The 14,866-nt window shown below is 60.4% G+C and carries 11 protein-coding genes and 1 pseudogene; 11 read left to right on the forward strand and 1 reads right to left on the reverse strand.

Annotated elements, in window-relative coordinates:
- From PFH44_RS10550 to PFH44_RS10580, 7 genes and pseudogenes are all read left to right on the forward strand, one after another.
- On the forward strand, window positions 1–499 hold a 499-nt coding region (locus PFH44_RS10550; RefSeq protein ID WP_349632122.1), incomplete at its 5' end, for an MBL fold metallo-hydrolase.
- Between the two features lie 36 nt (window positions 500–535).
- The gene (gene msbA, locus PFH44_RS10555) at window positions 536–2,284 is read left to right on the forward strand and encodes a lipid A ABC transporter ATP-binding protein/permease MsbA (protein WP_045854656.1); all 1,749 of its coding nucleotides are present in this window, start codon (window positions 536–538) and stop codon (window positions 2,282–2,284) included.
- Window positions 2,281–3,260, forward strand: a pseudogene (lpxK, locus tag PFH44_RS10560) (tetraacyldisaccharide 4'-kinase). Before msbA ends, lpxK begins: the two are co-directional and overlap by 4 nt.
- A 57-nt stretch (window positions 3,261–3,317) precedes the next feature.
- Entirely contained in the window at window positions 3,318–4,547 is a 1,230-nt protein-coding gene (locus PFH44_RS10565; RefSeq protein WP_283824983.1) for a winged helix-turn-helix domain-containing protein, read from the forward strand.
- Between the two features lie 154 nt (window positions 4,548–4,701).
- On the forward strand, window positions 4,702–4,884 hold the full coding sequence (gene ycaR, locus PFH44_RS10570) for a protein YcaR (protein ID WP_041144800.1): 183 nt from the start codon (window positions 4,702–4,704) through the stop codon (window positions 4,882–4,884).
- Entirely contained in the window at window positions 4,881–5,627 is a 747-nt protein-coding gene (gene kdsB / locus PFH44_RS10575) for a 3-deoxy-manno-octulosonate cytidylyltransferase (protein ID WP_045854659.1), read from the forward strand. Before ycaR ends, kdsB begins: the two co-directional genes overlap by 4 nt.
- 139 nt (window positions 5,628–5,766) lie before the next feature.
- On the forward strand, window positions 5,767–6,660 hold the full coding sequence (locus PFH44_RS10580) for a YcbJ family phosphotransferase (RefSeq protein WP_283824984.1): 894 nt from the start codon (window positions 5,767–5,769) through the stop codon (window positions 6,658–6,660).
- Here the strand turns inward: PFH44_RS10580 and elyC are convergent.
- Window positions 6,637–7,416: an envelope biogenesis factor ElyC gene (gene elyC / locus PFH44_RS10585; RefSeq protein WP_283824985.1), complete on the reverse strand. Its 780-nt coding sequence runs from the start codon at window positions 7,414–7,416 to the stop codon at window positions 6,637–6,639. The two genes, PFH44_RS10580 and elyC, sit on opposite strands and share 24 nt — an antisense overlap.
- A gap of 120 nt (window positions 7,417–7,536) precedes the next feature.
- Here elyC and cmoM point away from each other — a divergent pair, with 120 nt between their 5' ends.
- From cmoM to mukB, 4 genes are read left to right on the forward strand one after another with little or no spacing between them, the layout of a single operon-like run.
- On the forward strand, window positions 7,537–8,337 hold the full coding sequence (cmoM, locus tag PFH44_RS10590; protein WP_045854662.1) for a tRNA uridine 5-oxyacetic acid(34) methyltransferase CmoM: 801 nt from the start codon (window positions 7,537–7,539) through the stop codon (window positions 8,335–8,337).
- Window positions 8,334–9,656 carry a chromosome partition protein MukF gene (gene mukF / locus PFH44_RS10595; protein WP_045854663.1) on the forward strand — a complete coding sequence of 441 codons (1,323 nt, stop codon included), beginning with the start codon at window positions 8,334–8,336 and terminating at the stop codon, window positions 9,654–9,656. The genes cmoM and mukF overlap by 4 nt, the downstream gene beginning before the upstream one ends.
- Window positions 9,637–10,341, forward strand: a complete 705-nt coding sequence (gene mukE, locus PFH44_RS10600; protein ID WP_045854664.1) for a chromosome partition protein MukE — start codon at window positions 9,637–9,639, stop codon at window positions 10,339–10,341. Before mukF ends, mukE begins: the two co-directional genes overlap by 20 nt.
- Entirely contained in the window at window positions 10,341–14,789 is a 4,449-nt protein-coding gene (gene mukB / locus PFH44_RS10605) for a chromosome partition protein MukB (protein ID WP_283824986.1), read from the forward strand. Before mukE ends, mukB begins: the two co-directional genes overlap by 1 nt.
- The last annotated feature ends 77 nt before the right edge of the window (window positions 14,790–14,866 follow it).

A 14,866-nucleotide genomic window follows, 5' to 3' on the forward strand; every position in this document is an offset into this window, starting at 1 on the left:
GTGCAGAAGGGGAGAGCGCTGGCGGTGGCGCGGTTTAACCTTTAGCGCGCTTTGGCCGCTGCCGGGAGCGACCGCTGCCGGCAATAATCGCTCCTGCGTGGTGCGCGTTGATGACGGCCGGCGCAGTATTTTGCTCACCGGTGATATCGAAGCGGTAGCAGAACGGGCAATGCTGAGCCGCTACTGGCAGCATCTGGCGTCTACACTTATCCAGGTTCCACATCATGGCAGCAATACCTCTTCAACCATTGCGCTGCTGCAGCGCACCGGCGGCGAGGCGGCGCTGGCCTCGGTATCCCGCTATAATGCGTGGCGTATGCCTTCGGATAAGGTTGTCCAGCGCTACCGACAGCAGGGCTACCGCTGGTTCGATACGGCCCGTCAGGGGCAAATTACGGTTGTTTTTTCCCCAGATGGTTGGCAAATCCTTAGCTTACGAGATCAACTTTTACCTCGTTGGTATCATCAGTGGTTTGGCGAGACCGAGGATAACGGGTAGAATATGCGGCTATTTCAACATAAGCTGGTTTACTGAATGCAGAATGATAAAGATCTCTCCACGTGGCAGACCTTCCGCCGCCTCTGGCCGCTTATTGCGCCATTTAAAACCGGACTGATCGTCGCGGCAATTGCGTTAGTCTTTAACGCGGCTAGTGATACCTTCATGCTATCGCTTCTTAAACCGTTATTGGATGATGGTTTTGGTAAAACGGATCGCTCAGTGCTGCTATGGATGCCGCTGGTGGTGATTGGGCTGATGCTGCTGCGTGGCGTCACCAGCTATATTTCGAGCTACTGTATCTCATGGGTTTCCGGCAAGGTCGTGATGACCATGCGACGCCGTTTATTCAGCCACATGATGGGGATGCCGGTCTCCTTCTTCGACAAACAGTCCACCGGTACGCTGCTGTCGCGCATCACCTATGATTCCGAGCAGGTTGCCTCGTCCTCTTCCAGCGCGCTGATCACCGTCGTGCGCGAAGGTGCGTCGATCATCGGTCTGTTTATCATGATGTTCTACTACAGCTGGCAGCTGTCGCTGATCCTGATCGTGCTGGCGCCAATCGTCTCCATCGCGATCCGCGTGGTCTCGAAGCGTTTTCGTAATATCAGCAAGAATATGCAGAACACCATGGGTCAGGTGACCACCAGCGCGGAACAGATGCTCAAAGGGCATAAAGAAGTGCTGATGTTTGGCGGCCAGGCCGTAGAAACCAAGCGTTTCGATAAGGTCAGCAACAAAATGCGCCTGCAGGGGATGAAAATGGTCTCCGCATCGTCCATCTCTGACCCTATCATTCAGCTGATCGCCTCTCTGGCGCTGGCGTTTGTGCTCTACGCCGCCAGCTTCCCAAGCGTGATGGAAACGCTGACTGCCGGTACGATTACCGTGGTCTTCTCCTCGATGATCGCCTTAATGCGTCCGCTGAAGTCTCTTACCAACGTCAACGCGCAGTTCCAGCGCGGGATGGCCGCCTGCCAGACGCTGTTTGCTATTCTTGATTCCGAGCAGGAAAAAGACGAAGGCACGCGGGTTATCGAGCGCGCGAAGGGGAGCCTTGAGTTCAGTAACGTCACCTTTACCTACCCTGGCCGTGAAACGCCGGCGCTGCGTAACATCAGCCTGAATATTCCGGAAGGTAAAACCGTGGCCCTGGTGGGACGCTCGGGATCGGGTAAATCGACAATCGCGAGCCTGATCACGCGCTTTTATGATATCGATGAAGGCCAGATTCTGCTCGACGGTCACGACCTGCGCGAATACACCCTGGCCTCCCTGCGCGATCAGGTCGCCCTGGTTTCGCAAAACGTGCACCTGTTCAACGATACCGTAGCCAACAACATTGCCTACGCGCGCAACGAAGAGTACAGCCGCGAGCAGATCGAAGAGGCGGCGCGGATGGCCTATGCCATGGACTTTATCAGTAAAATGGATAACGGCCTCGATACCGTCATCGGCGAGAACGGCGTGCTGCTTTCCGGCGGCCAGCGCCAGCGTATCGCCATCGCGCGTGCGCTGCTGCGCAACAGCCCAATCCTGATCCTCGATGAGGCGACGTCGGCGCTGGATACCGAATCTGAACGCGCCATTCAGGCGGCGCTGGACGAGCTGCAGAAAAACCGCACCTCGCTGGTTATCGCTCACCGCCTGTCAACCATCGAGAAAGCCGATGAAATCGTGGTGGTCGAAGATGGACGCATCGTTGAACGCGGCAGCCACGCTGACCTGCTGGAACATCGCGGCGTTTACGCTCAGCTGCATAAAATGCAATTTGGCCAATGATTGCGCGCATCTGGTCCGGTGAGTCGCCTTTATGGCGGCTGCTGCTGCCGCTCTCCTGGCTTTACGGCCTGGTGAGCGGCCTGATTCGTCTCAGCTATCGGCTGGGGCTGAAGAAGGCCTGGCGCGCGCCGGTTCCGGTTGTTGTTGTCGGCAACCTCACCGCCGGCGGTAACGGCAAGACGCCGGTTGTCATCTGGCTGGTGGAGCAGCTGCAGCAGCGCGGGATCCGCGTTGGCGTCGTTTCTCGCGGCTACGGCGGCAAGGCGGCGAGCTATCCGCTGGTGCTCAACAGCGCCACCGGCACATCGGAAGCCGGCGACGAGCCGGTGCTGATTTATCAGCGCACCGGCGCGCCGGTGGCGGTCTCCCCCCGGCGCAGCGATGCGGTGCGGGCGCTGCTTGCCGTACACGACCTGCAGCTTATCGTCACCGACGATGGTCTGCAGCACTACGGGCTGGCGCGCGATAAAGAAATCGTGGTGATTGACGGCGTACGCCGCTTTGGCAACGGCTGGTGGCTGCCGGCCGGGCCGATGCGCGAACGCGCCTCGCGCCTGCGCAGCGTCGACGCCATTATCGCTAATGGCGGCGTCGCGCGGCCGGGAGAGATAGCCATGCAGCTGCGCCCCGGGCAGGCGGTGAATGGCTTAACGGCGAACGACGCGACGTTGCGAGCTTTGATAACGTCGTCGCGATGGCCGGGATTGGCCATCCGCCGCGCTTTTTTGCCACCCTCGAAGGCAGCGGCGTGCGGCCGATAAAAACCGTGGCGCTGGCCGATCATCAGGCCCTTACCCATGCCGACGTTGCCGCGCTGGTGACCGAGCGGCAAACGCTGCTGATGACCGAAAAAGACGCGGTGAAATGCCGGGCCTTTGCCGAAGCTAACTGGTGGTATCTGCCCGTCGACGCCATAATGACGGACGAACGCGCGCAGCGGCTGCTTACGGATCTGGCGACGCTGGCGCAACGTTAGTTTTCGCCACGCCTGCTTTCGGTGCCGCTGTATCGGGATCCACAACGGAGAACCTGCATGTCGGTACTAACGCTTTCACTTAAAGAAGCCCGCCATCTTCACCTCGCGGCGCAGGGCCTGCTGAAAAGGCCCCGCCGTCGCGCCCAATCGGCCGATATTCTGCAGGCTATCCGCCAGATGTCGCTGCTGCAAATTGATACCATTAACGTTGTCGCCCGCAGCCCCTATCTGGTGCTTTTCAGCCGCCTCGGTAGCTATCCGCAAAGCTGGCTGGACGAGGCGCTGCGCGTGGGCGAACTCATGGAATACTGGGCTCATGAGGCCTGTTTTTTACCGCGCAGCGATTTTTCGCTGGTGCGTCACCGCATGCTGACGCCGGATAACATGGGCTGGAAGTACCATAAGGGGTGGATGACGGAGCATGCGGATGATATCCAGCTGCTGTTGGAGCACATCGCGCGAAATGGCCCGGTACGCTCGGCCGACTTTAGCCATCCGCGTAAAGGTGCCAGCGGCTGGTGGGAGTGGAAGCCGCACAAGCGCCATCTGGAGGGGCTGTTTACCGCCGGCGAAGTGATGGTCGTGGAGCGGCGCAACTTTCAGCGGGTTTACGACCTGACGCAGCGGGTGATGCCGCACTGGGACGATGCGCGCGATGCGCTGTCGCAGGCGCAGGCTGAAGAGATTATGCTGCGCAATAGCGCCCGCAGCCTGGGTATTTTCCGCCCGCAGTGGCTGGCGGACTATTATCGCCTGCGGCAGCCGGCGCTCGCGGGCCTGCTGGCAAACTGGCAGGAAGAGGGGCTGGTGACGGCGGTGAACGTCGAAGGGCTCGGCGATATGTGGCTGCACCGGGAGGCCCTGCAGCAGCTGGAGGCGGCGCCGGGCGGCAGGCTTTCGGCGAGCCATAGCGCGGTGCTGTCGCCGTTCGACCCGGTCGTCTGGGACCGTAAGCGCGCCGAGCAGCTGTTTAATTTTAGCTACCGCCTCGAGTGCTACACGCCGGCGCCAAAGCGCCAGTATGGCTACTTCGTGCTGCCGCTGCTGCATCAGGGCAGGCTGGTGGGCCGCATGGACAGCAAAATGCATCGCAAAACCGGGGTTCTGGAAATTTTCTCGCTATGGCTGGAAGAGGGCGTCAAGGTGACCTCTGGCCTGGAGAGTGGGCTGCAGCGGGCGATTGACGATTTTGCCCGCTGGCAGCAGGCCGAGCGCGTGAGCTTCGGCCAACTGCCGCCGGAACTCTTTGCCGACCGCCGGCAGGGCTGGCAGCTCGAAGCTAGTTGAGCCCCCGGCGTCCGTCCGGCCGTATCGCCAAACGCCGCGCGGCAGCGGCACGTCGGCGGGCTTTCGCCCCTTCGCCGCTCGCGCAAACGGATCCCGGTGTCAGGTATCCTGTGCTATGCTGCTGCGGAATCTATTCGGTCCATCAGGAGGAAACATGGATCACCGTTTACTTGAAATTATCGCCTGTCCTGTTTGCAACGGTAAACTGTATTACAGCCAGGATAAGCAAGAGCTCATCTGCAAAATTGACAGCCTGGCCTTTCCTCTGCGCGACGGTATTCCCGTATTGCTGGAAACCGAAGCCCGCTCGCTAGCCGTTGGAGAGAGCCACTCATGAGTTTTGTGGTTATCATTCCTGCGCGCTTTGCCTCCACGCGTTTGCCCGGCAAGCCGCTGCAGGATATCAACGGCAAGCCGATGATCGTTCACGTGCTGGAGCGCGCGCGCGAGTCCGGGGCCGATCGTATTATCGTCGCCACCGACCATCAAGAGGTGGCGCGCGCGGTGGAAGCCGCCGGCGGCGAAGTGTGCATGACGCGCGCCGATCATCAGTCCGGCACTGAACGCCTGGCGGAAGTTGTCGAGAAGTGCGCCTTCAGCGATGAGACGATTATCGTCAATATTCAGGGCGACGAGCCGATGATCCCGCCGGCGATTGTGCGCCAGGTGGCCGAGAATCTGGCCTCCAGCACCAGCGGGATGGCGACGCTGGCGGTGCCGATCCACGATGCCGAAGAGGCGTTTAACCCGAATGCGGTGAAGGTGGTGATGGATGCCGAAGGCTACGCCCTCTACTTCTCCCGCGCCACGATTCCCTGGGATCGCGATCGCTTCGCGCAGTCTCGCGACGCCATCGGCGATTCGCTGCTGCGCCATATCGGCATCTACGGCTATCGCGCAGGCTTTATCCGCCGCTATGTCAGCTGGGCGCCGAGCCCGCTGGAGCAGATCGAAATGCTCGAGCAGCTGCGCGTGCTGTGGTACGGCGAAAAAATCCATGTCGCGGTAGCGGAAGTTGTCCCGGGCACCGGCGTCGATACGCCGGAAGATCTGGAGCGCGTTCGCGCCGAGCTGCGTTAATCCCCCGATCCCCTCCATCAGGAGGGGATATCCCCAGGCTATTTTTCCATACTTTTCGCCGTAATTTTTGATCTCACCCGATGACAACCTCGCGACCGACGCTCATGATGAAACCAGTAGTGTTCATGAGGGTAATTCAATGGAACAGTTGCGAACCGAGCTGAGTCACCTGCTGGGCGAAAAGCTCAGCCGGGTAGAGTGCGTGAGCGAGAAGCCCTTAACGGCGCTGTGGGCGCTCTATGATGCACAGGGAAATCCGCTGCCGCTGCTGGCGAGAAGCTTCACCACGCCCGGCGTTGCGCGCCAGCTGGCGTGGAAGATATCCACCCTGGCCCGCAGCGGCTCCGTGCGTATGCCGGTGGTCTACGGCGTGATGACGCATGAGGAGCACCCTGGGCCGGACGTTCTGCTGATTGAGCGGCTGCGCGGCGTCTCCGTCGAAGCCCCGGCCCGCACCCCGCAGCGCTGGGAGCAGCTGCAGGAGCAGATCGTCGAAGCGCTGCTGTCGTGGCACCGTCAGGATAGCGGCGGCTGCGTCGGGGTGGTGGATTGTACGCAGGAAAATCTGTGGCCAAACTGGTACCGCCAGCGGGTGGAGGTCCTGTGGGGAACGCTTAACCTTTATCAGGATACCGGCCTGACGATGCAGGACAAGCGGATCCTCTTCCGCTCGCGCGAGTGCCTTGGCGAATTATTTAAAGACTTCAGCGACAACTGCGTGCTGGTGCACGGCAGCTTCACGCTGCGCAGCATGCTGAAGGACGCGCGTAGCGACCAGCTGCTGGCCATGGTGGGGCCGGGGATGATGCTGTGGGCACCGCGTGAATATGAGCTGTTTCGCCTCTGCGACGGCGGCCAGGCGGAACAGCTGCTGTGGCACTATCTGCACCGCGCGCCGGTTGCGGAATCCTTCCTCTGGCGGCGCTGGCTCTATCTGCTGTGGGACGAGGTCGACAGCCTGGTCAACACCGGGCGCTTCGATCGCACCCGCTTTGATTTGGCCGCGAAATCACTCCTGCCCTGGCTCGCCTGACGCGCCTTTAAGCCACTGCCAGACGCGCCCCAGCGTTTCATAGCCGACGCGATCGCTGTGCATCAGCCAGAAGGGAGACGGAATTGCGCGCTCCCAGGGATTTAACGGCGATTCGATGGCCAGCTGGTTGGCCGGCGCCGGCAGCGGATTGAGCCCGGCATGGCGGAAGAAGATCATCGCTCGCGGCAGGTGCGACGCGGAGGTGACCAGCAGGAAGGGCGCATCGCCAATCGCCCGTTTTACCGCCTGAGCCTCTTCTTCCGTATCCTTTGGCCGATCGAGGACGATAATGTCGCTGGCCGGCACGCCGAGGCTCTCCGCCACGCGGGCGCCGGCCAGCGCGGTGCTGACCGGGTTGGTTTTCGCCGCGGCGCCGGTAAAGATCATCTTCGATCCCGGATTCTCGTGCCACAGGCGGATCCCTTCGGTCAGCCGCGGCAGGCTGTTGTTAATCAGGTTCGAGCTGGGCGCCCACGCCGAATTCCACGTGTACCCGCCGCCGAGCACCACCACGTACTGAACCTTTTCGCCGCCGCGCCATGTCGGATAGGTATCTTCGATCGGTTTGAGCAAGCTGTCGGCCACCGGCTGCAGGCTGAGCAGGGCCAGCAGCAGCCAGCCGATGCTGACGCAGGCCTTGCCGGTTTTTTGCCAACGGCTAAACCACAGTAGCGCAATGCCGAAAGCGATCAGCATCAGCAGCAGGGGAAGGGGCAGCAACATGCCGCCTAAATATTTTTTCAGCGTAAAAAGCATGCCAGATGGGTCCTTTTTAACCACATAACCAAACTTATGCCCCGATCTTATAACAGATCGCTTCACTCTCAGCGCGGGTATGACAAAATAGCGGCTTTGTGTTGGCTTGTGGAGTCGCCCGTGCAGGATCGCAATTTCGATGACATTGCCGAAAAGTTTTCGCGCAATATATACGGCACCACCAAGGGCGAACTGCGCCAGGCTATCCTCTGGCAGGATCTGCAGCCGCTGCTGGATCGGCTGGGTCCCGGGCCGCTGCGCGTTCTTGACGCCGGCGGCGGCGAGGGGCAAACGGCGGTAAAGGTTGCACAGATGGGTCATCACGTCACGCTCTGCGATCTTTCTGCCGAGATGGTTGCCCGCGCCCGACAGGCGGCAGTCGATAAAGGTGTGATCGACAACATGCATTTTGTACAATGCGCGGCTCAGGATATTGCGCAGCATTTGGAAAGCCCGGTCGATCTGATACTGTTTCATGCGGTGCTGGAATGGGTGGCCGAGCCTCAGGAGATGCTGCGGACGCTGTGGTCGGTGCTGCGTCCCGGCGGCGCGCTGTCGCTAATGTTCTACAATGCTAACGGTCTGCTGATGCACAATATGGTTGTCGGAAACTTCGATTACGTGCAGATCGGGATGCCTAAAAAGAAAAAACGCACGCTATCGCCGGACTATCCGCGCTCCCCGGAGCAGGTGTACGGCTGGCTGGAAGAGCAGGGCTGGCAAATTACCGGCAAAACCGGCGTGCGGGTGTTTCATGACTATCTGCGTGAAAAACGCAGACAGCGCGACAATTTTGCGGCGCTGCTGGAGCTGGAGACGCGCTACTGTCGCCAGGAGCCGTATATTAGCCTGGGTCGCTATATTCACGTCACCGCGATGAAGAACCAGGCTCAGAGCTGCAGATGCAAGGATAAAGTATGAGTGAATTTTCCCAGACAGTCCCCGAACTGGTTGCCTGGGCCAGAAAAAATGATTTTTCTATTTCGCTGCCGGTCGACAGACTCTCTTTTCTGCTGGCGGTTGCCACGCTGAACGGCGAGCGGCTTGAAGGGGAAATGACCGAGGGAGAACTGGTGGACGCGTTCCGCCACGTCAGTGATGCGTTTGAGCAGACCAGCGAAACCATCAGCCAGCGCGCCAATAACGCGATTAACGATATGGTGCGCCAGCGTCTGCTGAACCGCTTTACCAGCGAACTCACGGAAGGCAACGCTATTTATCGCCTGACGCCGTTAGGTATTGGGATTACCGACTACTATATTCGCCAGCGCGAGTTCTCCACGCTGCGCCTGTCGATGCAGCTCTCGATCGTCGCCGGCGAGCTCAAGCGCGCCGCTGATTCTGCGGAAGAGGGCGGCGACGAGTTTCACTGGCATCGTAACGTCTTCGCGCCGCTGAAATATTCGGTCGCGGAAATTTTTGACAGCATCGATCTGACCCAGAGGATCATGGACGAACAGCAGCAGCTGGTGAAGGACGACATCGCCCAGCTGCTGAACAAAGACTGGCGGGCGGCGATCTCCAGCTGCGAGCTGCTGCTTTCGGAAACCTCCGGGACTTTGCGCGAACTGCAGGATACGCTGGACGCGGCGGGCGATAAGCTGCAGGCTAACCTGCTGCGGATCCAGGACGCGACGCTCGCGCGGGACGACCTGCACTTTGTCGATCGCCTGGTGTTCGATCTGCAGAGCAAGCTGGATCGTATCGTAAGCTGGGGCCAGCAGGCCATCGACCTGTGGATCGGCTACGATCGCCACGTGCACAAGTTTATCCGTACCGCCATTGATATGGATAAAAACCGCGTATTTGCTCAGCGCCTGCGCCAGTCGGTGCAGACCTACTTCGATGCGCCGTGGGCCCTGACCCACGCCAGCGCCGACCGCCTGCTTGACATGCGTGACGAAGAGATGGCGCTGCTCGACGAAGAGGTCACCGGGGAGCTCCCTGAGGATCTGGAGTACGAAGAGTTTAATGAAATCCGTGAACAGCTGGCGGCTCTGATTGAGGCGCAGCTGGTTATCTATAAAGACAAAGGTCTGCCGCTGGATCTCGGCCTGGTCGTTCGCGAGTATCTGGCGCAGTATCCGCGCGCGCGGCACTTCGACGTGGCGAGAATCGTCGTCGATCAGGCGGTACGCCTGGGCGTAGCGCAAGCAGATTTCACCGGACTGCCGGCACAATGGCAGCCGATTAATGATTACGGAGCCAAGGTACAGGCGCATGTCATCGACAAATATTGAACAAGTGATGCCGGTTAAGCTGGCGCTGGCGTTGGGCAATCCGTTATTTCCGGCGCTGGATAGCGCCCTGCGTGCGGGCCGCCATATCGGCCTGGACGAACTGGATAATCACGCATTTTTGATGGATTTTCAGGACTACCTGGAAGAGTTTTACGCTCGCTATAACGTTGAGCTGATTCGCGCGCCGGAGGGGTTCTTCTACCTGCGTCCGCGCTCCACCACGCTGATCCCGCGCTCGGTGCTGTCAGAGCTGGATATGATGGTCGGCAAAATTCTTTGCTACCTCTACCTGAGCCCGGAGCGCCTGGCGAATGAGGGGATCTTCACCCAGCAGGAGCTCTACGACGAGCTGCTGACCCTGGCGGACGAAGCCAGGCTGCTGAAGCTGGTGAATAACCGCTCCACCGGCTCCGACCTCGACAGGCAGAAGCTGCAGGAAAAAATGCGCGCGTCGCTTAACCGCCTGCGCCGTCTCGGCATGGTGTGGTTTATGGGCCATGACAGCAGCAAATTCCGCATTACCGAATCGGTGTTCCGCTTCGGCGCCGACGTTCGCGCCGGCGACGATCCGCGCGAGGCGCAGAAGCGCCTGATCCGCGACGGCGAAGCGATGGCGCTGGAGAATCACCTGCAGCTCAATGATGAGAATGAAGAGAATCAGCCGGATAGCGGGGAGGAAGAGTAATGATTGAACGCGGTAAGTTTCGCTCGCTAACGCTGGTTAACTGGAACGGCTTTTTTGCCCGTACATTTGACCTGGATGAACTGGTTACCACGCTTTCAGGCGGTAACGGCGCCGGGAAATCAACCACCATGGCGGCCTTCGTTACGGCCCTGATCCCGGACCTGACCCTGCTGCACTTCCGTAACACCACCGAAGCGGGCGCCACCAGCGGCTCGCGCGATAAGGGCCTGCACGGCAAGCTGCGCGCCGGGGTGTGCTACTCGGTGCTGGACGTTATCAACTCTCACCACCAGCGCGTGGTGGTGGGCGTACGCCTGCAGCAGATCGCCGGTCGCGATCGCAAAGTGGATATTAAGCCGTTTGCCATTCAGGGCCTGCCGACCTCTATTCAACCAACGCAGCTGCTGACGGAAACCCTTAACGAACGCCAGGCGCGCGTCCTGAGCCTCAACGAGCTGAAAGAAAAGCTGGAAGAGATAGAAGGGGTGCAGTTCAAGCAGTTCAACTCGATAACCGACTACCACTCGCTGATGTTCGACCTGGGCGTAGTCGCCCGTCGTCTGCGCTCGGCCTCTGACCGTAGCAAATACTATCGCCTGATCGAAGCCTCGCTGTACGGCGGGATCTCCAACACCATTACCCGCTCGCTGCGCGACTACCTGCTGCCGGAAAACAGCGGCGTACGCAAGGCGTTCCAGGATATGGAAGCCGCGCTGCGTGAAAACCGCATGACCCTGGAGGCGATTCGCGTCACGCAGTCCGACCGCGATCTGTTTAAGCACCTGATCAGCGAGGCCACCAACTACGTGGCGGCGGACTACATGCGTCACGCCAACGAGCGTCGCGTCCATCTGGATAAGGCGCTGGAGTATCGTCGCGATCTGTTCACCTCCCGCGCGCAGCTGGCGGCAGAGCAGTATAAGCACGTCGATATGGCCCGCGAGCTGCAGGAGCATAACGGGGCAGAAGGCGATCTTGAGGCCGACTATCAGGCCGCCAGCGATCATCTGAACCTGGTGCAAACCGCGCTTCGCCAGCAGGAAAAAATCGAGCGCTACGAAGCGGATCTCGACGAGCTGCAGATCCGTCTTGAAGAGCAGAACGAGGTGGTGGCGGAAGCGACCGATCTGCAGGAAGAGAACGAGGCTCGTGCGGAAGCCGCAGAGCTGGAAGTGGATGAGCTGAAAAGCCAGCTTGCCGACTACCAGCAGGCGCTGGACGTCCAGCAGACCCGCGCGATCCAGTACAACCAGGCGCTGCAGGCCTTAGATCGTGCGAAGGCGCTGTGCCATCTGCCGGATTTAACTGCGGAAAGCGCCGGCGAGTGGCTGGAAACCTTCCAGGCGAAGGAGCAGGAAGCGACGGAGAAAATGCTGTCGCTGGAACAAAAAATGAGCGTTGCGCAAACCGCGCACGGTCAGTTTGAGCAGGCTTTCCAGCTGGTGGCGGCCATCAACGGCCCGCTGGCGCGTAACGAAGCCTGGAACGTGGCGCGCGAGCTGCTGCGCGACGGCGTCAACCAGCGCCATCACGCCGAACAGGCGCCGGGGCTGCGTAGCCGCCTGACCGAGCTGGAGCAGCGCCTGCGCGAGCAGCAGGAAGCTGAACGCCAGCTCAACGAATTCTGCAAGCGCCAGGGCAAGCGTTACGATATTGACCGCCTGGAAACGCTGCACGAGGAGCTGGAAGCGCGAATTGCCTCCTTGTCCGACGGCGTCTCCTCCGCCAGCGAGCAGCGAATGACGCTGCGTCAGGAGCTGGAGCAGCTGCAGTCCCGTACCCAGACGCTGCTGCGTCGGGCGCCGATCTGGCTGGCGGCGCAGAACGCCCTCAGCCAGCTCTGCGAGCAGAGCGGGGAGCAGTTTGAATCAAGCCAGGAGGTGACCGAATACCTCCAGCAGCTGCTGGAGCGCGAGCGCGAGGCGATCGTTGAGCGCGACGAAGTGGGCGCGCGCAAGCGGGCCATCGATGAAGAGATTGAGCGCCTTAGCCAGCCGGGCGGCTCGGAAGATCCGCGCCTGAATGCCCTGGCGGAGCGTTTTGGCGGCGTGCTGTTGTCGGAAATTTATGACGACGTTAGCCTCGAAGATGCGCCGTACTTCTCGGCCCTGTACGGCCCGTCGCGCCATGCCATCGTGGTTCCCGACCTGTCGCAGCTCACCGGGCAGCTTGAAGGCCTGGAGGACTGCCCGGAAGATCTCTACCTGATCGAAGGCGATCCGCAGTCGTTCGATGACAGCGTCTTTAGCGTTGATGAGCTGGAAAAAGCGGTGGTCGTCAAGGTTGCCGATCGCCAGTGGCGCTACTCGCGCTTCCCGACGCTGCCTCTGTTTGGCCGCGCCGCCCGTGAAAGCCGTATTGAAAGCCTGCACGCCGAGCGGGAAGAGCTGTCCGAGCGTTTTGCGACCCTGTCGTTCGACGTGCAGAAGACCCAGCGTCAGCATCAGGCCTTCAGCCGCTTTATCGGCAGCCACCTGGCGGTGGCCTTTGAAGACGATCCGGAAGAAGAGATCCGTAAGCTCAACGGCCGCCGCGGCGAGCTGGAGCGGGCGCTTAACGCGCACGAGAGCGATAACCAGCAGAACCGGCTGCAGTACGAGCAGGCGAAAGAGGGCGTTTCCGCGCTTAACCGCCTGCTGCCGCGCCTTAGCCTGCTGGCGGACGATACGCTGGCCGATCGCGTTGACGAAATTCAGGAGCGCCTGGACGAAGCCGAAGAAGCGGCCCGCTTTATCCAGCAGCACGGCAATCAGCTGGCGAAGCTGGAACCGATGCTCTCAGTACTGCAGAGCGATCCGGAGCAGTTCGAGCAGCTGAAAGAAGACTACGCTTACTCGCAGCAAACCCAGCGTGAAGCGCGCCAGCAGGCGTTTGCGCTCAGCGAAGTGGTGCAGCGTCGCGCCCACTTTAGCTACTCTGATTCCGCGGAGATGCTCAGCGGCAACAGCGATCTCAACGAAAAGCTGCGCCAGCGTCTGGAGCAGGCGGAGGGCGAACGCAGCCGGGCTCGTGACGCCACGCGTACGCATACCGCGCAGCTGAACCAGTACAATCAGGTTCTGGCCTCGCTGAAAAGCTCGTATGACACCAAAAAAGAGCTGCTCGGCGATCTGTATAAAGAGCTGCAGGATATCGGCGTGCGCGCCGATAGCGGGGCGGAAGAGCGCGCCCGCGTGCGTCGTGATGAGCTGCATACGCGTCTGAGCAATAACCGCTCGCGGCGCAATCAGCTGGAAAAAGCCCTGACCTTCTGCGAAGCGGAGATGGACAACCTGACCCGCAGGCTGCGCAAGCTTGAGCGCGATTACTGCGAAATGCGTGAGCAGGTGGTCAGCGCCAAAGCCGGCTGGTGTGCGGTGATGCGTCTGGTGAAAGACAACGGCGTTGAGCGCCGACTGCACCGTCGCGAGCTGGCCTATCTCTCGGCTGACGAGCTGCGTTCGATGTCGGATAAAGCGCTCGGCGCGCTGCGTCTGGCGGTCTCCGATAACGAACACCTGCGTGACGTGCTGCGCGTCTCTGAGGATCCGAAGCGTCCTGAGCGCAAAATTCAGTTCTTCGTTGCCGTCTACCAGCACCTGCGCGAGCGTATCCGTCAGGATATTATCCGCACCGACGACCCGGTCGAGGCGATTGAGCAGATGGAGATCGAGCTCAGCCGTCTGACCGAAGAGCTGACCAACCGCGAGCAGAAGCTGGCGATCAGCTCCCGCAGCGTGGCCAATATCATCCGCAAGACCATTCAGCGCGAGCAGAACCGTATTCGGATGCTTAACCAGGGCCTGCAGAGCGTCTCCTTTGGTCAGGTCAACAGCGTGCGTCTCAACGTCAACGTGCGGGAAACCCATTCGACGCTGCTCGACGTGCTGTCTGAGCAGCATGAGCAGCACCAGGACCTGTTCAACAGCAACCGCCTGACCTTCTCGGAAGCGCTGGCGAAGCTCTATCAGCGCCTCAATCCGCAGATTGATATGGGCCAGCGTACCCCGCAAACCATCGGTGAAGAGCTGCTGGACTACCGCAACTATCTGGAGATGGAAGTGGAAGTTAACCGCGGCTCCGACGGCTGGCTGCGCGCGGAGTCCGGCGCGCTGTCGACCGGGGAAGCGATCGGTACCGGGATGTCGATTCTGGTGATGGTCGTGCAGAGCTGGGAAGACGAGTCCCGCCGCCTGCGCGGCAAAGACCTGTCGCCGTGCCGTCTGCTGTTCCTCGACGAAGCGGCACGTCTTGATGCCCGCTCTATCGCCACCCTGTTTGAGCTGTGTGAACGTCTGGAAATGCAGCTGATTATTGCCGCCCCGGAAAATATCAGTCCGGAAAAAGGCACCACCTATAAGCTGGTGCGTAAGGTGTTCAATAACCATGAGCACGTGCACGTGGTTGGCCTGCGCGGCTTCGCGGCCCAGCTGCCCCAAACGCTGCCGGGCACGGCGGACGCCTCTTAGCGGCGTTAAATTAGCGAATAAAAGGGCAACAATGTGTTGCCCTTTTTGTTATCTAATCTGGTATGGTAAGGTTGGAT

The organism is Klebsiella sp. Ech2A (genome assembly GCF_030078455.1).
In the GTDB taxonomy this organism is placed as follows: domain Bacteria; phylum Pseudomonadota; class Gammaproteobacteria; order Enterobacterales; family Enterobacteriaceae; genus Klebsiella; species Klebsiella terrigena.